Genomic DNA, 23,944 nt, shown 5'->3' on the forward strand with positions numbered 1-23,944 from the left:
CTACATGACAGTGACTGTCATCAGTAGAATCATCTCGTGGCACGATGGGAACCGGATGCGCGCGGCCGCCTCGCCGTCGCCGCGCTCGAGCTGTACGCGGAGCGCGGCTACGACCGAACGACGGTCGCGGACATCGCCGAGCGCGCCGGTGTGACGGAGCGCACCTTCTTCCGCCACTTCGCCGACAAGCGCGAGGTGCTGTTCGACGGCTCCAACGCGCTCCAGAACGCCACGGTCGCTGGGATCGCGGACGCACCCGCCGACGCCGCCCCGCTCGAGATCGCGGGCGAAGCGCTCGCACTGGCCTCGCGCATCCTGGAGGATCGCCGGCCGTTCGCGCTGTTGCGCGCGCAGGTCATCGCCGCGAACACGAGCCTGCTGGAGCGCGAGCTGCTCAAGATGTGGGCGCTCGGGGCCGCCGCGGCGGACGCGCTCCGCGCCCGCGGGGTGCCGGCCGCGGAGGCGAACCTGGCCGCCGAGTCTGCGGTGACGGTGTTCCGCGCCGCGTTCGCGCGCTGGATCGCGGCAGAGCCCGGCACCACCATTGACGAATACGTACGCGCCGCCCTCGCCGACCTCAAGGCCCTCACCGCCACCGCAGACACCGCCGCTACATCGTCGGACGCATCCCGCCGTCGATGACCACATCGGCCCCGGTCAGGTTGCCGAGCCGCGGGCTGGACAGCATGATGGCCAGGTCGGCCACCTCCTCCGGCCGGGTGAACCTGCCGGTCGCCATCTGGCTCTCCGCCCCCGCCCGCACCGCGGCCGGGTCGATGTTCTGCGCCTTCGAGACTGTCGCTGCCACGCCGCTGTCGCCGAGCCAGAGCGCCGTCTCGACCGGTCCCGGACTGATCGAGTTCACCCGGAACCCTCGCGGCCCGAGCTCCTTCGACAGCGACTTCGTCACGCTCAGCAGGGCGGCCTTCGCCGCGCTGTAGTCGAGCACCTGCGGGTCGGCGAGGATCGCGTTCTCCGACACGATGTTCAGGATGCTCCCCCGCTCGGCCAGCCGCGGGAGCGCCGACCGGCAGGCGCGCACCGCCGCGAGCAGGTTGAGCCCGATGGTCTGCGCCCACGTCTCGTCGTCGATCGACGAGAAGCCGCCCGGCCGCACGGGAGCCGACCCGACGTTGTTCACGAGCACGTCGATCTGGCCGGGGAACGCATCCACCATCGCCGCCGGCCCTGCCGGGTCGGAGAGGTCGACGCCGAAGAACGAGAACCGGTCGTCGGCATCCACCAGCGCCGTCGTCTCGTCCGTCGCGCGGCGGGAGGCGCCGACCACCGTCGCGCCCTCCGCGAGGAACGCGCGCACGATCGCCAGCCCGATCCCCCGCCCTGCGCCGGTGACGAGCACCCGCTTTCCGTCGAGTCCGAGGTCCATGTCAGCCCTTCCTGCTCCGGATGCGCGGCCCGGCCACGTCGGCGCCGGTCATGACTCGACCGGCGCGAACTCCTGGACGAACTCGAGCGCGATGTCCGCGACCTCGCGCCAGCCGCTGTCGATCGTGAGCGAGTGGCCGCGGTTGGGCACCGTGGCGAGCCTGGTCACTCCCTCGTTGCGGGACTGGATCTTGTAGCTGGCCTCGACGATCGACGCTGGCACCGTGTTGTCGCCCTCGCCCGAGATGAGCAGCAGCGGCCCGCGCTCCGGGTTCTTCGTGTCGACCTTGGTCTCGGCGAACGGGTTGAAGTTGGCCGTCGCCGCCTGGAACAGCGGCACCCCGGAGGTGGGCACGTGGTACGTCTCGTACAGTTCGCGCGCTTCCGCCTCGTCGACGTGGTTGGCCCAGCCGTAGCGGAACTGCTCGAACGTGAGCGACACCGCCTTGCCGATGTTGGTCGGGTTGGTGAGCACCGGCGCCGCCGACTTGAGCGACGACGCGGGAAGCTGGAGCACGCCCTGGAACGGCGCGTTGTCGATCGACACCGTGGCCGCCGCGACGCCCTCCCCCGCGATCTTCTGTGCGATCAGCCCGCCGAACGAGTGACCGATCACTGCCGGCTCGTGCTCGAGGGCGTCGATCGCTTCGAGGTAGTGCTCTGTGACCTGCTTGACCATCTTCTTGGCGAAGACCTCCGGATCACGCCGCGCCTCTTCGACGCTGCCCGGGTCGTCCGGCCAGCCCGGCGCGATGGTGGCATAGCCCTGGTCTTCGAAGAGCGCCCGCCATTTGTCCCAGCTGCTCGACAGCAGCCACAGCCCGTGGACGAACACCACCGGCCGCCTGCCGCTCTCATTCGCTTTCGCGACTTCGTCCTGTTCCCATTGCGTCAAAGTGCCCATCGCCACACCCCTGCTCTCGGGTCAGCGCCCGACGGCGCGGACTGGTCTGAGCGTAGCGAGCGGGGACGCCGCCGGATAGGGCCGGAACTACTTCTTCTTGCGCTTCTCGTCCTGGAGCGCCGACTTCGCCCCGTGCTCCACGAGCACGGCGATGTAGTCGCGCAGCCTGGCGTTCTTGAAGGAGTCGTAGTTCTCCTCGACGAGCTTCTCGATGTGCTTGCCGGAGGCTTCCGGATACTTCTTCTTCAGACGCGTGATCACGTCGTCGATCGCTGCCCGCTCGCTCTTCTTCTCCGCCATGCTCGAAGCGTGCCGTGGTCAGGTGACGAAAACCTGTGAATCCCGTGGCACACTGAGCGCGTGCGCACCGGCGACCTCCTCCTCCGACGCGGCACAGCGGTCGACGGCCGCGCCATGCTGCGCGAGCTCGTGGCCGAGCTGGCCGCCGTGCCGGCCGATGACGTGCGCATCGCGGCGCGCTGCCCGGACTGCGGCGGCGAGCACGGGCGTCCCGTGGTGATGGCACCGGATGCGGCGACAGGGGTTCGCGTGTCCCTCGCGCACGCGGGCGATGTCACGGTGGCGGCGGCGCTGGCGGGCGGCTCGGTCGGAGTGGATGCGGAGCCCAGCACCGCGCCCGAGACCCCGACCACGGCCGCGGCCACCGACCTGCGCCAGTGGACGAGGATCGAGGCCGTCCTCAAGGCCGACGGCCGCGGCCTGCGGGTCGACCCGGCGGCCGTGGCCTTCGAGCGCACCGGAGACCTGCTCATCGCGTCGGTCCCCGGCGATCCGCGCCGCTACGAGGTGCGGGATGCGCGCCTCGGCGACGACCTGTACGTCACCGTCGCGATCGAACGGTGACGCCCGTCGCGGGCAGCGCGGGCAGCGGCAGGTCGTCCAGCCAGGAATCGAAGAGCGCATCCAGGTCGGCGCCCGTCGTCTCGGCGGCGAACGAGCGGAAGTCGTCGGTGGTGACGGTCGCGAAGCGGTACGACGCGGTCCACGCGCGCAGCAGCGCGAAGAACCGCTCGTCGCCGACTGTGAGTCGTAGCGCGTGCAGGGCGAGCGCTCCCCGCTTGTACACGCGGTCGTCGAACATGCTCGCCGCGCCCGGGTCGCTGAGCAGGATGTCCTGGGGCAGCCTCGCGAGTGCGGCGTGATACCTCCTGGCGAGGGTGTCCGCGTGCTCCTTGCCCGCCGCCTCCGACCACAGCCACTCCGCGTAGCAGGCGAAGCCCTCGTTGAGCCAGATGTGCTTCCAGGCCGCCAGGCCGACGCTGTTGCCGAACCACTGGTGGGCGAGCTCGTGCGCGATCAGTCGCTCGGAGCCGCCCTCCCCGTCGACGTGGTTCGCGCCGAAAATCGCGGACGCCTGCGCTTCGAGCGGGATCTCGAGGTCGTCGGCGGTGACGACCACCGTGTACCGGTCGAACGGGTACGGCCCGTACGCCTCGGAGAAGTATCCGACCATGTCGGGCAGCCGCGCGAAGTCGGCGGAGAGCCGCTGCTCCAGCTCGGCCGGGTACGCGAAGCCGATCGCGGCGTCTGCGGCCTGCTGATCGGCCACCGCGTACCGGCCGATCTGCACGGTCGCCAGATAAGTGGCAGTGGGAACATCGCACTCGTACGTCCACGTCGCGCGCCCGGACGACACGGTCCGGTCGACCAGCTCACCCGTCGCCACCACCGTGTACGGCTGCTCGGCCGAGACCCGGATGCGGTACCTCGCCCGGTCGGACGGGTGGTCGTTGCAGGGGAACCAGGTGGGCGCCCCGGACGGCTGCGCCGCCACGATGACGCCGTCGGTCAGCTCCTCCCAGCCGACCAGCCCCCAGGCACTGCGTCGCGGAGCGGGCGAGCCCGCATAGTCCACGGCGACCGTGAACGTCGCTCCGGCCGGGATCGGCTGCTCCGGCGTGACGACGAGCTTCGACGCCGCCTGCCGGAAACGGGTGCGGCGGCCGCCGTCCACGGACACCGTGCTCACCTTCAACCGCACCAGGTCGAGACTGAACGACGAGAGCTCCTGGGTGGCTGTCGCGGTGATGACGGCCCGCGCATCCAGGCGGTTGGTGGCCACGCGGTAGCGCAGGTCGAGATCGTACGCGTCGACGCCGTATCCACCGTTGCCGGAGTGCGGGAGGTAGTCGTCGCCGACGCCGCGGGAACCCGCGGACGCCGAGGTCATGAGACCGTCGCGTGGTAGTCGGCGACCTTGACCTCGCGCCACGGCCCGATCGGGTTGCCGCTCCACCTGCTGCGGTCGGGGACGAGCTCCCCGCGCATCACGAGCGACGCCGGTCCGACCGTCGCGTGCGCCCCGATCCTGGCGGCGGGGAGGATGACGCTGTGCGGCCCGAGGGTGCCGCCGGTCTCCAAAGTCACCGTGTCCATGCTCATGATTCGATCATGGAACAGGTGCGTTTGCACGACGCAGCCGCGATTCACAGTGGATGCGTCGCCCAGCCTCACCAGGTCGGCCTCCGGCAGCCAGTAGCTCTCGCACCACACGCCGCGCCCGATCCGCGCGCCGAGGCTGCGCAGCCACCACACCAGGGCAGGCGTGCCGGAGGCGGCCTGCGCGAACCACGGCGCCGCCACCATCTCGACGAACGCGTCGGACACCTCGCTGCGCCACACGAACGACGACCACAGTGGATGCTCCGCCACCCGGATGCGCTGCACCAGCGCCCACTTCGCCACCGTGCTCACGGCCGCGGCGACCGCTCCGAACGCGAGCATCACCACGCCGCTGAGCAGCACGGCCGCCCACGGCCCCCAGGCTTCGGCGAGCGCCGTCAGCGTGAACAGCACCCCGAGCCCGATGGCGCAGGTGACGAACACGGGCACGATCCGGCACAGCTCCCAGAGCGCGCGGGCCACGCGGAGTACCGCCGATGGGCTGTACGTGCGGCTGAGGTCGCCGCTCGCCGCGGTGCGCCGGAGTCGCACAGGGGGCGAGCCGAGCCACGACGATCCCGGCTTGGACTTGCGCGGTGCGGCGGACAGCACGGCGACGAGCCCGTCCTTCGGCACGCGGTGCCCGGGCGCCGCCATGCCGGAGTTGCCGAGGAACGCGCGCGCTCCGATGTCGGAGCGGGCCACCCTGACCCGCCCGCCGCCCAGTTCGTACGACGCGACCAGGGTGTCGTCCGCGAGGAAGGCGCCATCCCTCACCCGTGTCATCGCCGGGATGAGGAGCACCGTGGACGCCTCGACGTCCCTGCCGATGTCCGCCCCGAGCATCCGGAGCCAGACGGGGGTGAACAGGGAGGCGTAGAGCGGGAACAGCAGGGTGCGGGCGAGGTCGAGCACGCGCTCGGTCGCCCAGACCCCCCAGCCGACCGCGCTGCGAACCGGGTAGATGCCCTCGCGGAGCCCGAGGCCGAGCAGCCGCACGATCACGACCACGAGCCCGGCGAGCACGAACCCGGAGACCAGGGTGGCGGGGATCAGGGCCGCTGCGGCGCGCAGTGCAGCCTCGCCGATGGACGCCGACCCCGCCATCCCGAACGCGACGATCACGCCGCCGGCGGCGAACGCGACGATCGGCAGCAACGCCACCACCACGCCACCGACGGCGTATGCGGCCAGCCAGCGTTTGCGCAGCGGGGGCCGCTCCGCGTCCCACCACGGCTCGCTCGGGCCCACCCGCACGGCGGGGGATCCGGCCCAGCGCTCGCCCGAACGCACGCGGCCGAAGACGGACGACCCTGGATCGATCTGCGCGTTCTTGCCGATGCGCGTTCCCGGCAGCAGGGTGCTCCGCGCGCCGACGGTGCTGTTCGCGCCGATCCGCACGGCGCCGATGCGCAGCAGGTCGCCATCGATCCAGTATCCGGAGAGGTCCACCTCCGGTTCGATGGCCGCGCCGTCGCCGATCCGGAGCATCCCGGTGACGGGCGGCAACGCGTGCAGGTCGACGTTCGGGCCGATGCGGGCGCCGAGCGCCCGGGCGTAATAGGAGATCCAGGGCGCCCCGGCGAGGCTGACCGCGCCCACCTGGTGGGCAACCTGCTCGGCGAGCCACAACCGCAAGTGCACGCCGCCGCCGCGCGGGTAGTCTCCTGCGCGCACCCCGGAGAGCAGCAGCCTGGCGCAGACGACCGAGATGGCCATCCGGCCGAACGGCGTCGCGAACACGAGCAGGCCGACGATCAGCAGCCAGGCCGGCGTCGCCGGCAGGAAGCCGAAGCCGTCGAAGAGCCGCAGGATCGCGGACGCCGTGAGGGCGTAGAGCAGCCAGCGCACACCGCTGAGGACGAACAGCGGCACACCGAGCACGGTCTGCAACCACTGCATCCTGGCCGGGGTGGGCGGCACGGCGTGGGTGGATGCCGTCGCCTCGCGTGCACCGGATGCGCGGGAGGCGAGCTCGGCCGCCATCGCCCCGAGCCGGGGATGCGCGTAGATGTCGGCCACCGTGAATTCCGGATCGCGCTGCCGGATGCGCGTGACCAGCTGCGCGGCAGAGAGCGAGCCGCCGCCGAGGTCGAAGAAATTGTCTCCGTCGCCGGAGACAGGGAGGCCGAGCACCGCCTGCCAGTCTGCGGCGAGGGCGCTGAGCACCGGGTCGGCGTCGAGACCGGTGTCGGCGTCCGGGCCGTCGCCTGCGCCGCTGCCGGAAGCGCTGCGTGCCTGACCGGCCGGAAGCGGCCACGGCAACGCGGCCTTGTCCACCTTGCCGGAGGTGCGGGTCGGCAGTTCGCCGAGCACCGCGAGCAGGGGGACGAGCGCGGCGGGAAGCTCCTCGCGCAGCCGGGCGAGGGCGGCCGCCCTGTCGAACGCGCCGGGATCCACGGCGGACAGGTAGCCGACGAGCACCTGGTTGCCCGACTCCGTCGTCCGCACGGCGACCGCGGCGGCGGAGACGCCGGGCAGCTGTTGCAGTGCGGACTCGATCTCCCCCAGCTCGATGCGCCTGCCGCCGACCTTCACCTGGTCGTCCGCCCTGCCCTGGAACAGCAGGCCGGCCGGGTCGAAGCGCACGAGGTCGCCGCTGCGGTACGCCCGCTCCCAGCCGAGCGTCGGCAACGGAGCGTACTTCTCCGCATCCTTCGCCGGGTCGAGATAGCGGGCCAGCCCGACGCCGCCGATGATCAGCTCGCCCACCTCGCCGTCGCCCACCGGCATCCCGTCGGCGTCGACCACCGCCAGGTCCCAGCCGTCGAGCGGCAGACCGATCCGCACCGGCTCACCCGGCCGGAGGAGGGAACCGCAGGCCACCACCGTCGCCTCGGTCGGGCCGTAGGTGTTCCAGACCTCCCTCCCGTCGACGGCGAGCCTGTCCACCAGCTCTGGCGGGCACGCCTCCCCGCCGAAGATCAGCAGCCGCACGTTCTCCAGCGACTCGGCGGGCCACAGCGCGGCGAGCGTCGGGACCGTCGAGACGATGGTGATGCCACGCGTGGTCAACCACGGACCGAGATCCATCCCGCTGCGCACCAGCGACCGCGGAGCGGGCACGAGGCACGCACCGTGCCGCCAGGCCAGCCACATCTCCTCGCACGACGCGTCGAACGCGACGGACAGCCCGGCGAGCACCCGGTCGCTCTGACCGATCGGCTCGTCCTGCAGGAACAGCCTGGCCTCCGCATCCACGAACGCCGCGGCGGATCGGTGACTGACGGCGACGCCCTTCGGCGTGCCGGTGGAGCCGGAGGTGAAGATGATCCACGCGTCGTCGTCGGGGGTCGGCGCGGAGATTATCGGCGTGGTGGCGGTGCTGGGATGCGCCGGGGCGCCCTCGAAGAGCTGCGACGACGCATCCACCGGCGCGGCATCGAGCGCGTCGGCGGGGTCGGTGGGCACGTACTCGGCGTCACCGGTGATGATGCCGCGCACGGCCGCCTCGCCGAAGACGAGCTCCGCCCGCTCCTCCGGGTCGTCCGCATCCACAGGAACGTACGCGGCCCCCGCCGCGATCACGGCGAGGATCGAGATGTACAACTCGCGCGTTCCCGACGCCAGGCGGATGCCCACCCTGTCCCCGCGCCGCACCCCCGCCAGCGTCAGCCGAGCGGCCACCCGCACGACCGCCGCCATCAACTCGCGGTAGCTGAGCGCGCCGCGCCCGTCCTCCAGGGCGGACGCATCCGGATGTGCGGCCGCTGTGGCGCGCAGCACATCCAGCAGCGTGCGTGGCTCAGCGGCGAACGCGCCGCGGTCCAGGATGCCCGTGCGAGCTTCGGTCACGTGTCACTCCATCCGAACGGCGAGGAAACGAACCTATGGGGCCACAGTAGCCAGCAGGTGAACGACCGGCTACTGCGACCCGCCCGACGCGTGGGTGCGGTGGCGCGCTGCGGTCAACTTGTGGCGGACAGAGCCTCCACGAGACGCGCTTTGGTCATCGACGAATAGCCGACGACACTGCGGCTGCGCGCCCTGCGCCGCAGCTCCACGACAGTGAGTTCGGCCAGTACCTCGCTGGCGGGGACTGGGGTGACGACCGGGGTGGAGGTGGTGGTGGAGCGCTTGGCGGGGGTGGGGCGTTTGGCGGGGGACTTCGGAGCGGTGGCTTTGGTGGGGGTGGCTTTCGCGGCGGTAGCTGCGGGCGCGCTAGCTTTTGGCGCACTGGCTTTCGCGACGGTGGATTTGGGTGCGCTGGCCTTCGCGGTCGTGGCTTTGGGCGCGCTGGCTTTCGGCGCAGTGACCTTCGGGGCGGCGACCGTCCGCGCGGTGGCTTTGGGCGCGGCGGCCTTTGCTGCGGTGGCTTTGGCTGCCGCCTTGGTCGCCGGTGGCTTCGCCGCCTTCCCCGCGTCCTTCTTCCCGCTCGTCTTCGCCACGCTCGTCTTCGTCACGGGCGTCTTCGTCACGGGCGTCTTCGTCACGGGCGTCTTCGCGGCGGGCTTCCCCGCCGACTTCTTCCGCAGTCGGTCGAACTCGCTTGCGAGCTCCTCGACCTTCTTCCTGGCCTTCTTGTCGACCTTCTTCGCCGCGCGTTTCGCGTCGGCGAGCGCCTCTTCCGCCTTCGCGAGGGCGTCGGCGGCGGACTTCTGGAGCTTGGACTGTTTCGGCATTGCGGGCCTCCTCGGCGGATTTCCTGCGCGGCACGGCCAGTTTTGCACCATCCGCTCGCGCCGTCGACGAAATGTCGCCGGTTCTTTGCCTGTTGGTCACACTCCGCGCGTAGCGTGCGGTCCACCGACCAGGAGGTGGACATGACATATACCGAAGCTTTCGACGTGGTGGATGCCGGCGAAGGGCGCTGGGACATCCAACTCCGCGAGACCCTGCTCGTCGCAGGGCAGGTGTGGCGCACGGCCGCCGGTTTCCTGCTCTGGGACTGGGCGGACCGCCAGCTCGGCACCTTCCCCAGCCTCGCCGAAGCGCTCCGCACGCTCTGGGCGACGCAGTCCCGCGAGCGCCTCGTCTAGCGGCGCATCCGCCGCGCCAGCGCAGCCACCGCACCGCCGCGCGCGTCTCCTACGCCGACGCGGCCAGCCCCGCTGCCAGCTCGGCGAACACGTCAGCGGCATCGGCGGACCGCACCAACGGTGCCGCCTGCCCGAGCCACAGCGACTGCAGGTCGCCGATGCCGCGGCGCGAGGCCTCGGCACGGAAGCGGCCGGTGAGCCAGTTCTGCACCGGGAACGGGGCCACCGCTCCCGCCGCTTCGATGGTGCGCACCGCCCTGTTCGCCGCGCCGCGCGCCAGCCGTCCGCTCATCGAGCGGGTCAGCACCGTGCGGTCGGCCGGCGTCTCCCTGATGGCCCTGCGGTGCGCTTCCGTCGCCGCCGACTGGTTCGTGGCCAGGAACGCCGTGCCCACCTGCACTCCGGATGCGCCGAGCGCGAGCGCAGCACGCACGCCCCGCCGGTCCGCGATGCCGCCGGCCGCGATGACGGGCACGTCCACCGCATCCACCACCTGCGGGATGAGCGCGAACGTGCCGATCAGTGACTCCTCGGCCGGCCGGAGGAACGAGACGCGATGCCCGGCCGCTTCCATCCCGGTGGCGACGATGGCGTCGACGCCGACGTCCCGCAGCGCGACCGCCTCCGCGACCGTCGTGGCGGTGCCGACCACCGCGATCTCGCGGGCGTGGGCGGCCTCGACCGCCTCGGGCGACGGCACGCCGAACACGAAACTGATGGCGGCAGGGGATGCGGCGAGCGTCGCCTCGTACTGCTCCTCGAACGTCGGGAGGTAGCGGTCGGGGCGGGTGGGGAGTTCGAGGCCGAGCTCGTCGAAGATCGGGCGGAGCGCGTCCACAGCCGCGGCGAACTCGGCGTCGGTCACGTCAGCCTCGCCCTGCTCAACGTGCGGAAGCCACAGGTTGAACGCGAACGGGCGCTCGGTACCGGCGCGGAGTTCGGCGGCGGTCTGCTCGATGCGCGCCGCGTCATAGCCGTAGAGGCCGTAGCCGCCGAGCCCGCCGAGGTCGCTGACGGTGGCGGTCAGCTCCACCGAGGAGAGTCCGCCGAACGGCCCGAGCAGGATCGGGGTGTCGATCCCGAGCAGCGTGGTGAGTTCGGCGCTGCGCCTGTCTGTGCTCATCGGCATCCCTTCCTCGATCGTTCCGTGCCCATGATCCTCCGTCTCCGCGATCCTCAGCGCGCGGTCCAGCCGCCGTCCACGTGCAGGGTCTCCCCGCTGATCAGCGATGCGCCGTCCGAGGCCAGGAACACCACGGCGTCCGCGACCTCGCGCGGCTCTCCGATGCGGTGCAGTGCCGCGATCCGGTCGATCACGTCGGCCTCGAACGCGGGATCGGCCAGCATCTCCTCCGTGCCGTCCGTGCGCACGAAGGTGGGCGCGACGCAGTTCACCCGCACCCCGTGCACGCCCCACTCCACGGCGAAGCTCTTCGTCAGGTGCGCGACGGCCGCCTTGCTCAGGCAGTAGACCGCTTCGCCCGGCAGGGCGACCGAGCCGGCCTGCGAGCCGATGTTCACGATCGAGCCGCCGCCGTTGGCGATGAAGTGGGCGCCGACGTACTGACTGAGGAAGAAGGTCGACTTCACGTTGAGGTCGATGAGAGAGTCGAAGACGTCGACCGTGTACTCCTCGATCGGACGGTCCGGCACGCCGCCTCCCGCGTTGTTGACGAGCACATCCAGCCCGCCGAACTCCTCGATCGCGCGGTCGACGGCCGCGTAACTCTGCGGCAGGTCGGTCACATCCATCCGCACGGGAAGCGCGCGCCTGCCCAGCGCCGCGATCTCGGCGACCAGTCCGGAGACCGCCGTCTCGTCGCGCACACCGAGCGCCACATCCGCTCCAGCAGCAGCGCTCGCCACGGCGATCGCCCTGCCCAGTCCGCGCGCCGCACCCGTCACCAGGACGCGACGGCCCTCCAGTTGATCGCTCATGCTCTTGCTTCCTCCGACACGTTGACCCCGAGGTTGACCCCCGACGAGTCAATCATCTCCCGGCGCCGCTCCCCTCGGGCGTGGTGAGCACGACCAGCTGCTGCGTCGCGCGCGTCATCGCCACATAGTGGTCGACCGCGCCCTCGATCCCCGTCCCGAACGTCTCCGGATCGAGCAGCACGACGAGGTCGAACTCGAGGCCCTTCGACAATTCGGGCGTCAGATACCGGATGCGCGGGGACGCCGCGAACAGGCCGGCGCCGTCGCGGCCCGCCCCGATCACGCAGGCGATGCCCTCGCCCTCCTCGTGGTCGGCGAGCCACGCATCCAGGATCGGCTGCAGCTCTGTCGCCGGCGCGTGGGTCACCGGCAGGCCGCTGCTCCGGATGGAGGTGGGCACGTTCGCGTCGGGCAGCACCGCCCGGATGACCGGCTCGGCCTCCGCCATGACCTCCTCCGGGGTGCGGTAGTTGATGGTCAGCGAGGCCAGCTCGGCGTGCGGCAGGCCGATCCTGTCGAGGCGTTCCTGCCAGGTCTCCGTGAAGCCGTGCCTGGCCTGGGCGCGGTCGCCGACGATCGTGAAGCTGCGGGACGGGCAGCGGAGGAGCAGCATCCCCCATTCGGCGTCGGACAGCTCCTGCGCCTCGTCGACGATGATGTGCGCGAACGGCCCCGCCAGCAGGTCGGGGTCGACGCTCGGCAGCGCCGCCTCGTCGATGAGACTGTTCTGCGCATCCGGTCTGCGCAGCATCGACATCACCAGCATCTCGGAGTCGTCTGCGGCGATCAGGTCGTCGATGACTTTCGCCATCTGCTCCCGCTCCGCCGCGAGGGTGGCGGCGCGGCGGCGGGCGCGCTTGGACGCCTCCGGGTCGCCGATGCGCCGCCGGGCCGCATCCAGGTAGGGGAGGTCGGAGACGGTCCAGGCCCGCGCATCCTGCCGGTGCAGCAGCTCCGCCTGCTCCGGCGTCAGCCAGGGCGCGCACACCCGCAGGTATGCGGGCACCGACCAGAGGTCGCCGACGACGCCGACCGGGTCGAGCACGGGCCACGCGTGCGCGAACGTGCGGGTCAGCTCCTCGTTCTGCAACAGCGCCCTGCGCACCTGATGCGGGGGGACCTCCTCGTCGTCGAACCCGTCGGTGAGGATGTCGAGCAGTGCCTCCCAGACCTGGTCGCGCGCCTCGTTGTGCGGCGTGCCGGGGTCGGGCGCGTCGAACGCCTCCGCCCACTCCGCTGGGCTCAGCCGAAGGTCCGTCCATGGCGTCTCGACCGTCAGGGCTGTGGATGGGGGGACCTCGTAGTACCGGACGGCCGCCTCCACTGCATCCAGCAGGGCTCCGGACGACTTCAGCGCAGCCACCCGCCGGTCGGCCTCCTCCTGCGCGTCTGCGCCTTCGGCGACGAGGTCGCGGAGGGTGCAGATCTGCACGCTCTCCTCGCCGAGACCGGGCAGCACGTCGTCGACGTATGCGAGGTAGCCCTGGCTCGGCCCGACGAACAGCACGCCGTCGTCGCCGCGCGAGATGCGCGGGTCGGAGTAGAGCAGGTAGGCGGCACGGTGCAGCGCGACGACGGTCTTGCCCGTTCCCGGCCCGCCGTCGACCACCAGCGGGCCCCGCGAACCCGCCCGGATGATCGCATCCTGGTCGGACTGGATGGTGCTCAGCACGTCGCGCATCCTGGGCGAGCGGCTGCTGCCGAGGCTGGCGATGAACGCGGACTGGTCGTCGAGCGCCGCCGCGTCCTGCAGGCCGTCCTCGGTGAAGACCTCGTCCCAGTAGTCACTGACCCTGCCGCGTGTCCACCGGTAGCGCCGACGGCTGACGAGCCCCTGGGGATGCGCGTGCGTCGCCGCGAAGAACGGCTCGGCCGCCGGCGCCCTCCAGTCGATCAGCAGCCGCTTGCCGTCGCGATCGGACAGGCTGAGGCGCCCGATGTAGACGGGTTCCGAGCCGTCGTCGGCGACGATCCTGCCGAGGCACAGGTCCAGGGTGAAGCGGCGCAGCACACGCAGCCGAGCGGTCAGCCGGTGCACCTCGATGTCGCGGTCGAGGGCGGCCTGCCCTTCGCCGACGGGCGCCAGCCGCTCCTCGGCGAGCCGCCGTTCCAGCTCGGCGATCTGCTCGTCGAGGCTCGTGGCGATGGCGGCGAACTGTTCCTCGTCGCGGGCGATGAGGTGGGCGTCCCGCTTGGCAGCGAGTCGCTCGGGCAGGGCGAAGGCAGAGGGGAAGAGAGTCACGATGGACGATTCTCCGCCCGACAGGGGGTCTTGCGGCAAGCCCCCTGGTGTGCTATATATTAGAAGTGGCGGAGGGAGTTTTCCCTCCGTTTTCGTTTGTTAAGGGGCGACTAGTCGGCCGGTCGCCACGGCTCGTCCGCGTGAGCCAGCCACACCTCCCGCGGGTGCAGGGACAGGATGAGCCGCTGCCCCTCGGTGCTGGGTTCGTCGAGTTCCCCGAACCACACGGCGGTGTCGCCGGCGATCACGATCGGCCTCTCGCCCGTATCGATCACGACGATCTGGGATCCGCGGGTGTGGCCGGGAGCGGGCAGCAGCCGGACTCCCGCCACCAGCTCGTGCTCGCCGTCCACGGCCGTGTACTGCACGCCGGGGGCGTCCACCCAGTCCGGGATCGTGTAATCGTCCAGCGTGCGGGCATCCTCGAGCTCCTGCCGCTGCACGTAGATCGGCCGACCGGCGAACAGGTGGTTGCCTCCGCAGTGGTCGAAATGCAGGTGAGTGTTGACCACCGCGGTGATGCTCTCGAGGTCCAGCTCGTCGTGCCGGTCGAGAGCATCGAGGCGCGGGTCCATGTCGGCCACCGCGGGGTGCAGCTGCGTCAGCCCCGGTGTCGACCAGGATCCGCCCATCCGGATGGTCGATGAGGTGCACGTAGACCGGCAGCCGCTCGTCCTCCCCGACGAGGAGACTAGCGACGCGGATGGGCGTGACGGCGACCGAATCGTGAGACATGCGGACACTGTACACAGCGGTGGCGGGCGGCAGGGACGCGGGCGACGCGTGCGCGGCATCGGCCATCGCTCGCGCCGCGCCTTCGGCGGTCAGCCGTGGATGCCGGAGAGTTCGAGGGAGAGGTCCCAGAGCCGGCGGGCGTTGCCCGCGTCGAGTGCGTAGTCGGCGACGCCGCGCCGGACACCGGGCGCAAAGGGCTCGGCTTCCTGACAGTCCTCGAAATAGACACCGGTGACTCCTGCCACAAGGGGGGATCCGGCGAGCAGGGCAGAGGTGGCCGCGCCTTGGGCGATGCTCTTCTCTGAGACACCTGTCGCACCCGCGGGATCGAAGCTCGGCGGGGGTGCGTCGATGTGGCGGCCGAGGTTCGTCTCCCAGATGCGTCCGGGGTTGAGTGCGTTGACGATGATGCCATCGCTTGCCCAGCGGCTGGCGGCCTCGACGGCGAAGAGGATGTTCGCAGTCTTGGACTGCGCGTAGGCGAGCCACGGGTCGTAGGGTTCGGCGCGGAAGTCGAGATCGTCAAAGCGGACCGGGCCGTTCACGTGACCGACCGAGCTGACCACGACCACGCGCGCGTCCGGAGCGGCGGCGAGCGCGTCGTGCAGGCCGAGAGCGAGGGCGAAATGGCCGAGGTGGTTGGTGGCGAACTGAAGCTCACGACCCTCCGGAGTGCGCTGCTCGGGGGTTGCCATGATGCCGGCGTTGTTCACCAGGATGTGCAGCGGGCCGCTCCAATCCGCGACGAACCGGGAGATTGAGCCGAGGTCCGCGAGGTCGAGCGGGGCCGCATGGACATGGTGATTCGAGGTGACATCGGCGATCTCCCTGGCCGCGTCGGCGGCCGGATCCATCCGGCGCGCCGCGATCGTGACTTCCGCTCCTGCTGCTGCGAGAGCGCGGGCGGTCTCGCGCCCCAATCCGCTGGCGGCGCCTGTGACGATCGCACGGCGTCCGGTGAGGTCGATGCCCGCGAGCACCTCGTCAGCGGTGGACTGAGCACCGAATGGTGTTGTGAAGCGTTCAGACATGGCAGCCTCCTCGGGTCTCCCGGTATAGTAAGCGGAGTGGCATCCGCTTACAGCTCGATCATAAGTGGATGCGGCTCCGTTTGCAAGGAGGACCATGCCCCGCTCGCTGCGCGCAGACGCACAGGCCAACCAGGAGCGCCTGCTGGATGTCGCCGCGCGGGTCTTCGCCCGCGAGGGGGCGGACACCTCGCTCAAGGCGATCGCCGCCGAGGCCGAGGTCGGCATCGGCACCCTGTATCGCCGCTTTCCTACACGGGAGGATCTGATCGAGGCGACGTACCGCAGCCAGACGGATCAGCTCTGCGCCGCCGCCTCGGCGCTGCTCGACGAGTCCGATCCGGTCGACGCGCTCCGCGAGTGGCTGGAGCGATTCGTCGACTACATGCTGACCAAGCAGGGCATGGCCGATGCACTGCCGGCGATCCTGGCGGCCCGCGACGGACTTCGCCTTCACAGCCGGGAAGCGCTCCTAGACGCGGTGACCACGCTCGTCGCAGCGGGAGTCGCGGCAGGACGGCTGCGCCCTGACGCGTCGCCCTCCGACGCCCTGATGGCGATCGGCGGTGTCACCATGATCAGCGGGTACGAGCATCAGCGCGACCTCGCTTCGCGGCTCATCCGCCTCCTGCTCGACGGACTGGTCGTCAGCTGATCCCTACGTCCGTCAGGCCTCGGCAGCCGTCAGGCCCGCCGCGGGGCGAAGTCCAAAGCCAGATGCCCCCGCCCTGGATGGCGCTCACGCGCAACTGCACTCCTCCCCCTCGCAGCAACCGGGTTCGACGAACAACGTCACCCTCAGCAGCTCGTCGAGCGCGGGGGCGATGTGGCCGTCGGCGAGTCGATACCAGGTGCGCCGACCTTCGGGGATCGCTTCGACCAGTCCGCAGCCGCGCAAGCAAGCGAGTTGATTCGACATCACCTGGCGCGAGACGCCAAGAGCATCGGCGAGGTCCGCGGGGAACGCGGGCGCTTCACGCAACGACAGAAGAATGCCGACGCGCGTCGGATCGGACAGAGCATGGCCGAACCGCGCAAGGGCTGCGATGTGAGTGACGGTGGCGGCGGGAGCGATGCTCGTCATGCCGTCGATAGTACAGCGATCGCTGTACTCAAAACCAGCACCTGCGAACAGTAGCTTCGCGCGGTCTCACGATCCACGGAAACCAGCCCACCCATCGGAACCGCCCTAGGCGTAGGCAAGGAAAGCGCCGGACTGCCCGGGTAGCTGCACCCGGAACACGGGGCGGAGACCGACCCGCTCGAGCAGGGCGACCTGCTGGGTAACCTCCTCGTTCGTCATGGTGACCAGGTCGTGGAGACCCCAGTCGTCCGCGATCCAGCGGAGCACAGCGGCGAGCAGGCGCCGGTCGAGCCCGTCGTCCAGCCGCGAGCTGCGCACCCAGAAGCTCACCGTGCCCCGGACCCGGTCCCATTGGTTGCCGGCCAGAGGCGTGATCTCCGCAGTCGTGTACGAGCGCGCATCACCAGGCATGAAATAGACACACCCGAGACACTCGGACTCGTCCGGCGTCAGCACCGTGAAGGTGAAACGCCGCCCGTCGCGGTGCCCGCGCTCCAGCCCTTCGACATCGGCGAGGTCATCCTGAAGCGTGAAGTCGTCGGCCGGCCAGCCCGTCTGCTCCCACGGCCTCAACTGTTCCCGGCTCGCCATCACGGCCTCGTAGTCCAGCTCGACATCGGCGGCGACGAGCGGACGGAGCACGAACTCCGGCGTCGTCAACCGCTCCGGCACGGAGACCAGATCGGCAAAGTCCATGCGGTGATGCTAACCCCAACTCCGAGCGGCAACATGGCGATCGACGCGCTGCTGCGTGGTGACTCTAGAATCACGCTCATGACAACCGGCGCGAGTGACGAACCCGGCGACCAGCGCGCATGGACTCCGCCGGACGACATGACCACGGGCACGGCGAGCCCTGCGAAGGCGGCCGTTGGTGACCGGCCCGTCTTCGCGTACATCGCCAGTCTTCCGCAACCGCAACGCCGCATCGCCGAACGAGTGGATGAGCTGGCGGCCGAAACCCTTCCCGGGCTACGCCGTTCAGTGAAGTGGGGCATGTCCTACTACGGAGTCGGGGACGGATGGTGCTTCAGCTGCGGAGCCTTCGCCGGCCACGTCAAACTCATGTTCATCAACGGCGCGACGCTCGACCCGGTTCCGCCCGTCACACCACTCGGGATGGGCAAGGCAACACGAGGCGTGGAGATCGAGTCCGTCGACGACATCGACGATCATCAGCTTGCCGATTGGATGAGACAGGTCACCTCCCGGCCCGGACTCGGCGGCCCGAAGCGCTAGCAACGCAACAGAACTCTCGCGACCAGCATTCTGGACGCCGAGTAGCGGCGCCGGGCGCCGCGCGTCAGTCGCTCTCGCCGAACTTCTCCGTCGCTTCGCGCCCGGCAGACGTCGCCCGCTGCAGGAAACCGGCGATGGTCTCCAGCTGCTCCGTGTCGTAGCCGGCGCAGAGGTCGTCCATCCGGGTGTTCATGTCGGCGTAGAGGCGGAACATGTCCCTGCTGCGTTCGGGCAGTGCCCGGAGGAGGACCGAGCGACGGTCGGCAGGGTCGCGGTCGCGGGCGATCCAGCCGCCCTTCTCGAGCCGGTCCAGGATGCCCGTGAGCGTCGCCGGGTGGAGGCCGGTCAGCCGCGCGAGGGTGCTCGGACTGATGGGGCCGTTGGCGGAGACGATGTCGAGGCAGTCGAGGTCGATGTCGCGGAGTTCGGCGGCCATCCCGACCTGGTGGTTGAGCACGGACAGTTGCACCCGGAGGTCGCGGAGGGACTGCTTGACGGATGCGGCGGCGCGGCGCTGCATCCGCTGATTCGGGCGCTGATTCGGGCGCTGATTCGGGCGCTGATTCGGGCGCTCAGATGATCCTGAAGTCATATGGTATCGTTTCCGTATTATATGGTTTCCTAACCCAAGAGTAGCGGAGACAGCATGGACATCGTCGTATTCGGGGCCAACGGCCCGACCGGCCGACTCCTGGTCGGGCAGGCACTCGCGGCGGGCCACAGCGTGACCGCCGTCACCCGCGATCCGGACGGCTTCCCCCTGAGTGATGCATCCCTCCGGGTGGTCGAAGCCGACGTGCACGACGCGGCGGCGGTCGCCTCCGTGGTCCGCGGGGCGGACGCGGTGCTCTCCGCCCTCGGCGTTCCGTACGGACGGCAGCCGATCACGGTCTACTCCGACGGTGCGACCAACATCCTGAACGGGATGCGCGCGGCCGGCGTGCGCCGCTTCGCCTGCGTGAGCTCCAGCGCCATCGACCCAGCCGCAGGACCGCACGGCGGCTTCTTCTTCGAGCGGGTGCTGCAACCCGTGATCGTCAACCTGTTCGGCAAGCAGCTCTACGCCGACATGCGCAGGATGGAGACGATCGTCACCGCGAGCGACCTCGACTGGACCATCGTGCGGCCCTCCGGCCTGTTCGACGCATCCGGAGTGAGCCAATACGACTACGCGGAGCGCTACACGCCGGGCGCGTTCACCTCCCGCGCCGACCTCGCCGATGCGCTCCTCCGGCAGGCGACGGAACCCGAATACGTGCGCAAGATCGTCGCGGTGTCGACCTCGGCGGGCGCCCCCACCGTGCGCGAGCTGATCGCGCGGGAGGCGCTGGGCAAGAAGTGACGCCGCCGCCCGGCTACCTCACGGTGACGGAGTTGGCCTTGTCGTTCATCGAGCCGAGGTTCGCCGCGTTGCCGCTGTATCCGTATGAGGCGCCGGTGTAGTTCGTGCCCTGCCACAGCTTGGTGGTGCAGTTCGAGAAGCTCTTGAACGAGCTGACCCTGCCGGACCAGCCGACGTTGCCGAGCGGTCCGAAGTACCAGACAGTACTGCCGTTGCAGGCGCTCGAGTTGGTGATCTGGAAGAACGATCCGCCGTATCCCGCGTCGTCGAACAGCTGCGCTTGGACGAACGTGGCCTTCGCGCTCGCCAGGGCGGCGAGGGCTGCCGGGGCGGCGAGCGCATCCACGGTGGCCCCACGCGCTCCGCTCGGGGCGACGACGAGGAGGTGCTGCTGCTCCAGGACCGCCTCGTTCAGGTCGTCTCCGTCGTCCACGCACACCAGGGATCCGGTGCCGAGGTCGTATGAGCAGGACTGCACCGGAGACGAGGGAGCGCCGGGCGCCTCCGCGATGGCCGCGTTCGCCGCGCCGCCGACGGACAGGAACCCGGCCGACAGGGCGGCGACGCTGAGTGCCGAAGCGAGAAAACGGCGCGATCGAGCCGTGGTTGTGATTGCCATTGCGACTTCTCCCCCGAAGTGAAAACACGCCCGACCGATACCGGGCAGCCTCATTCTGTCTCTGGCTCGCCGGTGGCACAAGAAATCAGTTCCGAGTCCGGTTGAGAGGATTCGGCGTGGAGGCACATTTCTTAGGTATGAGCGATTTGGCCGAGGTGAGGCCGGCGGGGGACGCGACGGGACGGTCCGAGTCCACGGACCGGGCCCTCCTGCGCGCGCTCTCCGGCGGTAGCACGACCGCGCTCAGCGCTCTCTACGATCGGCACAGCCGTGTGGTCTACGCGTACACCGCCGCGCGACTGGATGCCCGCGAAGACGTCGAAGAGGTCAGCCAGGACGTCTTCGTGACGCTCTGGCGCAAACGCGCCACCATCGAACTCGCCGGGGAGTCTGCACTGCCCTGGCTCCTCGTGACCAGCCGCAACCTGATCGCCAACCGTCGACGCTCCCTCCACGTCCACCAGAAACGACGAACAGACGACCCTGTCGACGGGTCGGTGCCGGACCCGCGCCCTGGGCCGGATGTGCTCGCCGAGCAGCAGCAACTGCTCGCATACGTCGAAAGCGTCGTCGCCGCGCTTCCCGAGCCGGACCGCACGGTGTTCGAGCTGTGCATCCGCGGCAGCCACAGCTACGACGAGGCCGCCGCGCAGGTCGGCATCACCCCCGGCGCGGTCCGCAACAGGCTGTCCCGACTGCGCGGACGCCTCAGAAGCGAACTCGAAACCCTCAGGGGGATGCCATGACCAACCCCACTTTCCTGCCCACCGACGATCGCTTCGACGAGCTCAAGCAGTCGATGTTCGCCGAGATCACCCGCGCCGAACGGCGTCGCACCCGCAAGCACCGGATCGTCGCCCTCGGCATCGCAGGAACGATCGCCCTCGGCACCACGGCAGGAGCGATCGCCATCGCGGAAGCATCCCAGGGCCAGATCAACTACACCGCAGACTGCTACGCCGCCGCCGATCTGGGCGCCCGCCACGGAACCTCCCTCTACGGGCCGGGCGACCAGGATGCGACGACGCCGACACCGCTCAGCGAGCGCATCTCCCTGGCCGAGGAGATGTGCGCAGCGACCTGGCGGATCGGCACCTTCTCCCCCGGCGGCTCCACGAACACGAAAGAGTTCCCCGTCCCCGACCTGGAAACCTGCCAGCTGCCCGACGGGCGACTGGCGGTCTTCCCCTCCGACCTGGCCGCGAGCGAGCTCTGCCCGCAACTCGGCCTCGCAAGCCCGCACGAATGAACACGGGGAACCAGTTCGTGCGGAAAGGGACGGTGCCCGCCGCATCACATGCCTGGGGGTGGGCAGCGGCGGGCACCATCCGACCAGACGTCAACACGGAACGGACCGGATGCCCACAGCGCGGCACCGGAGACAGATAGAGGAGAACACATGTCCACTCACTACATCGACCCGGCCGCCATCGAGCTGCCACCGACCGAACCGATCGACATGACGGCGCTGCTGGAGCGGGTGTTGGCGGAGAGGGGGTAGGGCGGTCTCTGTGCTCTAGGCCGTAGGGCAGCCTTTCAGCCTTTTCGGAGAACATGTAAGCATACTGGCTCTACACATTACATTTCACGAAGAGGGTCAATTCGCCGCCATGCACATCCCGTCCCGCCTGTACGCGCTTCCCGCTGTTCTCGCCGCCGCGGCGCTCCTTCTTGCGGGGGCGAGTCCCGTCACGGCGGCCGAAGCGGCCCCGGCACCCGTGAGCACCCTCTCGGCGACCGATTCCGCGACGTCGGGCCGGGTTCCGTTCTACGGGGTGAACGCGAATGAGCGTCTGCACCGGCTCGCCGGAACGCCCGACCCTCGCTATGTGAAGGCTCTGCGGGTGATCACGGATCTCGGGGTGTCCGTGGTGCGCTCCTCGATCGTGTGCCCGACCGTGGAAGGTTCCGGCATCCGTCGCGATCTTCTGCCTGTGAGCAGCCAGAACGACTGTCAGGCATACAGCGACAGGAACGCGGTCGACGATGCGGTCGCGGCGGCCAAGTTCGCTGCCGACCTGTCGCCGGTGCAGGTGGCTCCGCTGGTGCAGATCAGCTACCCGGTCAACGACGGGTTGAGCGCGGCCGCCGATCTGGAATGGCGCGCGGAGTACTACGAACTCCTCGGCGAGCACCTCGGGCGCACCCTCGGAGACACGGCTCCGTATTTCGAACTCGGGAACGAACCCGACGACAAGTGCCTTCTGGAGGAAGACCGCCCCGCCGGCCTCGCCACCGGCGACTACGACGCGGCGTGCGTGTCGCGGGTGCGAGTGAGCGTTCTGGCGCTGCAGAAGGGAATCCGGTCCGTGGCCCCTGCCGCGAAGTTCGCGGTCGGCACCACGGGGATGCGCTGGGGCATCACCGATGCGCTCTGGCAGGGCATCGACCCTGCCACCGGGCAGGCGAGCGAACCGGCGGTGCGCTGGGACTACACGGTCGTGCACTGGTACTACCGCGACGGGTTCCACACCACACTCGCCGACGCCGACCCTGACGCCAACGCCGGCACGTTCGGGTTCCACAACCCCCGCGACATCAGTCAGAAGCAGTCGGCGGGCCCCTTGTCGAAGAATCCAGCGGCCGCGTTCCGGGACAAGTACCGCGTGCCGTTGCTGATCACCGAGTTCGGCGTGAACACCCACTACACCGACCTGTCGACGAAGACGATATATGAGTTTGCCAGCGCGCAGAACAGGGTCGGCTCCTTCCACCGAATCCTGAACGACCTGTACACGAACGCCGAGCAGTACGACATCGCCGGGCTGACCGCGTTCGCGCTCGCCGACGAACCGGCCTCCGCCACGGCCTCCGGTGAGTACGGGCTCACACGGTGGGACGCGGGAACGGCCGGCTACGCCACGGACGACACTCGCCCATATGCCGACTACCAGAAGTTCATCGCTGCACACCCGGCCCTCGATCACGCCAAGCTTCAGATCGCCTCGCCCGTGAACGGTCAGGTGCTGCCCGCGGAGTCAGGACCTGTGGTGCTCACGGGAACGGGCAACCCCGGCTGGAAGGTGACGGTGGCCGTGGCCGGGATCGATGACGCGGGATGCACCGTCGCCGTCTCGCCCGACGGCGCCTGGACCTGCCGGCTGGCCGCCGGACTCGGCACGGGAACCTTCCTTCTCACCACCACCCAGTCCAACCCAGACAGCACCTTCACCTCTGTGGGCATCGACGTCAACATCCACGTCGGCTCATACACGCCAGCGACCGTGACCAGCCCGACCACGACCAGCTTCGGCGTGGCGCCCCGACCGGTCTTCAGTGGCGCAGGACAGCCGGGGCTCACGGTGACCGTCACCGGCAACAGCGGCAGGCAGATCTGCGGCGGCATCGTCAGGACCGACGGAACCTGGACGTGCTCCCCAGACTTCGACATGGCCGCCAGCGACTACGTCTCGTACCTGAAACAGGCGGCCGACCCGTCGACGCGCATCGACTACCGCCTCGTCAGCGCCCGGCCGACGGTCCTGTCCTCCCCGGCGAACGATGGGCACGTCCCCACCGACGGACCGGGAACCACCTCCACCACCGCTCCGACCTTCAGCGGCACGGCCACTCCCGGCACCGCTGTGTCGGTCGCGGGCAACTCCGGCCGCGTGCTCTGCGCGACCACGAGCGCTCCCGCCGGGGACTGGTCATGCGTGTCCACCGTCCCACTCGCCCGCGGTCGCTACCTCGGCACCGTGACCCAGAACGCTCCTGGCGAGGCCCCTGCCGGCTTCGCGTTCACCGTCGTCACCCGGGCGGCTGTCACCGACCCGGCCGAGGGCGGACGGCTCGAGCGCGACCGCCTCACGTTCCGAGGAACCGCCGACCCGGCGACGACGGTCGAGATCCTCGGCAACAGCGGAAAACTCATCTGCGGCCCAACCGCCCCCGACGCCACGGGTTCGTGGGCGTGCACCTCCGAGCTCGACCTCGGCGTCGGCGACTACATCTCGTTCCTGCAGCAGAGCGTCGGTGGCGTCCCCGTCTCCGATGCAGTCCGGTTCACGTACACCGTCGGGAAGTAGCACGCCGCGTGAACTGG

Annotated in this window: 24 protein-coding genes; 9 read left to right on the forward strand and 15 right to left on the reverse strand. The window is 70.0% G+C overall.

Features of this window, described 5'->3' with window-relative positions:
• Positions 1–36 precede the first annotated feature (36 nt).
• Positions 37–642, forward strand: coding sequence for a TetR/AcrR family transcriptional regulator (locus ACN6M5_RS12465; protein WP_434950264.1), 606 nt, complete (start codon positions 37–39; stop codon positions 640–642).
• Here the strand turns inward: ACN6M5_RS12465 and ACN6M5_RS12470 are convergent.
• From ACN6M5_RS12470 to ACN6M5_RS12480, 3 genes are all read right to left on the reverse strand, one after another.
• Positions 611–1,387, reverse strand: a complete 777-nt coding sequence (locus tag ACN6M5_RS12470; protein WP_434950266.1) for an SDR family NAD(P)-dependent oxidoreductase — start codon at positions 1,385–1,387, stop codon at positions 611–613. The two genes, ACN6M5_RS12465 and ACN6M5_RS12470, sit on opposite strands and share 32 nt — an antisense overlap.
• Positions 1,388–1,435: 48 nt before the next feature.
• Positions 1,436–2,290: an alpha/beta hydrolase gene (locus ACN6M5_RS12475; protein ID WP_434950269.1), complete on the reverse strand. Its 855-nt coding sequence runs from the start codon at positions 2,288–2,290 to the stop codon at positions 1,436–1,438.
• Between the two features lie 87 nt (positions 2,291–2,377).
• On the reverse strand, positions 2,378–2,590 hold the full coding sequence (locus ACN6M5_RS12480; RefSeq protein ID WP_168690554.1) for a three-helix bundle dimerization domain-containing protein: 213 nt from the start codon (positions 2,588–2,590) through the stop codon (positions 2,378–2,380).
• A gap of 60 nt (positions 2,591–2,650) precedes the next feature.
• Here ACN6M5_RS12480 and ACN6M5_RS12485 point away from each other — a divergent pair, with 60 nt between their 5' ends.
• Positions 2,651–3,154: a 4'-phosphopantetheinyl transferase family protein gene (locus tag ACN6M5_RS12485; protein WP_434950272.1), complete on the forward strand. Its 504-nt coding sequence runs from the start codon at positions 2,651–2,653 to the stop codon at positions 3,152–3,154.
• Here the strand turns inward: ACN6M5_RS12485 and ACN6M5_RS12490 are convergent.
• The 3 genes from ACN6M5_RS12490 to ACN6M5_RS12500 form a co-directional block, all read right to left on the reverse strand.
• Positions 3,132–4,481: a M1 family metallopeptidase gene (locus ACN6M5_RS12490; RefSeq protein ID WP_434950274.1), complete on the reverse strand. Its 1,350-nt coding sequence runs from the start codon at positions 4,479–4,481 to the stop codon at positions 3,132–3,134. The genes ACN6M5_RS12485 and ACN6M5_RS12490 overlap by 23 nt on opposite strands.
• A complete protein-coding gene (locus ACN6M5_RS12495; protein ID WP_434950276.1) occupies positions 4,478–8,488 on the reverse strand; it encodes a Pls/PosA family non-ribosomal peptide synthetase in 4,011 nt (1,336 codons plus the stop codon). The genes ACN6M5_RS12490 and ACN6M5_RS12495 overlap by 4 nt, the downstream gene beginning before the upstream one ends.
• A 113-nt stretch (positions 8,489–8,601) precedes the next feature.
• A complete protein-coding gene (locus tag ACN6M5_RS12500; protein ID WP_434950278.1) occupies positions 8,602–9,315 on the reverse strand; it encodes a hypothetical protein in 714 nt (237 codons plus the stop codon).
• 141 nt (positions 9,316–9,456) lie between these two features.
• Between ACN6M5_RS12500 and ACN6M5_RS12505 the strand changes: the two genes are divergently transcribed.
• Complete coding sequence (locus tag ACN6M5_RS12505) at positions 9,457–9,672, forward strand: hypothetical protein (protein ID WP_085368317.1); 216 nt, start codon at positions 9,457–9,459, stop codon at positions 9,670–9,672.
• Between the two features lie 49 nt (positions 9,673–9,721).
• Here ACN6M5_RS12505 and ACN6M5_RS12510 read toward each other — a convergent pair whose 3' ends face one another.
• From ACN6M5_RS12510 to ACN6M5_RS12530, 5 genes are all read right to left on the reverse strand, one after another.
• Positions 9,722–10,795 carry an NAD(P)H-dependent flavin oxidoreductase gene (locus ACN6M5_RS12510; protein WP_434950281.1) on the reverse strand — a complete coding sequence of 358 codons (1,074 nt, stop codon included), beginning with the start codon at positions 10,793–10,795 and terminating at the stop codon, positions 9,722–9,724.
• 53 nt (positions 10,796–10,848) lie between these two features.
• Positions 10,849–11,610: an SDR family NAD(P)-dependent oxidoreductase gene (locus tag ACN6M5_RS12515; protein WP_434950283.1), complete on the reverse strand. Its 762-nt coding sequence runs from the start codon at positions 11,608–11,610 to the stop codon at positions 10,849–10,851.
• 52 nt (positions 11,611–11,662) lie between these two features.
• Entirely contained in the window at positions 11,663–13,855 is a 2,193-nt protein-coding gene (gene helR / locus ACN6M5_RS12520) for an RNA polymerase recycling motor ATPase HelR (RefSeq protein ID WP_434952387.1), read from the reverse strand.
• Positions 13,856–13,962: 107 nt separating this feature from the next.
• Positions 13,963–14,484, reverse strand: coding sequence for an MBL fold metallo-hydrolase (locus ACN6M5_RS12525; RefSeq protein ID WP_434950286.1), 522 nt, complete (start codon positions 14,482–14,484; stop codon positions 13,963–13,965).
• Positions 14,485–14,676: 192 nt separating this feature from the next.
• Entirely contained in the window at positions 14,677–15,618 is a 942-nt protein-coding gene (locus ACN6M5_RS12530; RefSeq protein WP_434950289.1) for an SDR family NAD(P)-dependent oxidoreductase, read from the reverse strand.
• A gap of 94 nt (positions 15,619–15,712) precedes the next feature.
• Between ACN6M5_RS12530 and ACN6M5_RS12535 the strand changes: the two genes are divergently transcribed.
• The gene (locus ACN6M5_RS12535; protein ID WP_434950291.1) at positions 15,713–16,270 is read left to right on the forward strand and encodes a TetR/AcrR family transcriptional regulator; all 558 of its coding nucleotides are present in this window, start codon (positions 15,713–15,715) and stop codon (positions 16,268–16,270) included.
• Positions 16,271–16,354: 84 nt separating this feature from the next.
• On the opposite strand, the gene ACN6M5_RS12540 is transcribed toward ACN6M5_RS12535, so the two are convergent.
• Positions 16,355–16,699, reverse strand: a complete 345-nt coding sequence (locus ACN6M5_RS12540; RefSeq protein ID WP_434950295.1) for an ArsR/SmtB family transcription factor — start codon at positions 16,697–16,699, stop codon at positions 16,355–16,357.
• 105 nt (positions 16,700–16,804) lie between these two features.
• Positions 16,805–17,395, reverse strand: coding sequence for a GNAT family N-acetyltransferase (locus ACN6M5_RS12545; protein WP_434950298.1), 591 nt, complete (start codon positions 17,393–17,395; stop codon positions 16,805–16,807).
• A gap of 33 nt (positions 17,396–17,428) precedes the next feature.
• Here ACN6M5_RS12545 and ACN6M5_RS12550 point away from each other — a divergent pair, with 33 nt between their 5' ends.
• On the forward strand, positions 17,429–17,938 hold the full coding sequence (locus tag ACN6M5_RS12550; RefSeq protein WP_434950300.1) for a DUF1801 domain-containing protein: 510 nt from the start codon (positions 17,429–17,431) through the stop codon (positions 17,936–17,938).
• A 64-nt stretch (positions 17,939–18,002) separates the two neighbouring features.
• On the opposite strand, the gene ACN6M5_RS12555 is transcribed toward ACN6M5_RS12550, so the two are convergent.
• Entirely contained in the window at positions 18,003–18,458 is a 456-nt protein-coding gene (locus ACN6M5_RS12555) for a MarR family transcriptional regulator (RefSeq protein WP_218775134.1), read from the reverse strand.
• Positions 18,459–18,584: 126 nt separating this feature from the next.
• Here ACN6M5_RS12555 and ACN6M5_RS12560 point away from each other — a divergent pair, with 126 nt between their 5' ends.
• Positions 18,585–19,280 carry an NAD(P)-dependent oxidoreductase gene (locus tag ACN6M5_RS12560; RefSeq protein ID WP_434950303.1) on the forward strand — a complete coding sequence of 232 codons (696 nt, stop codon included), beginning with the start codon at positions 18,585–18,587 and terminating at the stop codon, positions 19,278–19,280.
• A gap of 13 nt (positions 19,281–19,293) precedes the next feature.
• Here ACN6M5_RS12560 and ACN6M5_RS12565 read toward each other — a convergent pair whose 3' ends face one another.
• On the reverse strand, positions 19,294–19,899 hold the full coding sequence (locus tag ACN6M5_RS12565) for a hypothetical protein (RefSeq protein WP_434950305.1): 606 nt from the start codon (positions 19,897–19,899) through the stop codon (positions 19,294–19,296).
• 137 nt (positions 19,900–20,036) lie between these two features.
• Here ACN6M5_RS12565 and ACN6M5_RS12570 point away from each other — a divergent pair, with 137 nt between their 5' ends.
• From ACN6M5_RS12570 to ACN6M5_RS12580, 3 genes are all read left to right on the forward strand, one after another.
• Positions 20,037–20,645, forward strand: a complete 609-nt coding sequence (locus ACN6M5_RS12570; RefSeq protein ID WP_085368326.1) for an RNA polymerase sigma factor — start codon at positions 20,037–20,039, stop codon at positions 20,643–20,645.
• The gene (locus ACN6M5_RS12575) at positions 20,642–21,148 is read left to right on the forward strand and encodes a hypothetical protein (protein ID WP_434950308.1); all 507 of its coding nucleotides are present in this window, start codon (positions 20,642–20,644) and stop codon (positions 21,146–21,148) included. The genes ACN6M5_RS12570 and ACN6M5_RS12575 overlap by 4 nt, the downstream gene beginning before the upstream one ends.
• A 361-nt stretch (positions 21,149–21,509) precedes the next feature.
• The gene (locus ACN6M5_RS12580; protein ID WP_434950311.1) at positions 21,510–23,927 is read left to right on the forward strand and encodes a hypothetical protein; all 2,418 of its coding nucleotides are present in this window, start codon (positions 21,510–21,512) and stop codon (positions 23,925–23,927) included.
• The last annotated feature ends 17 nt before the right edge of the window (positions 23,928–23,944 follow it).

The organism is Leifsonia araucanica (assembly GCF_051161895.1).
Taxonomy (GTDB): Bacteria; Actinomycetota; Actinomycetes; order Actinomycetales; family Microbacteriaceae; genus Leifsonia.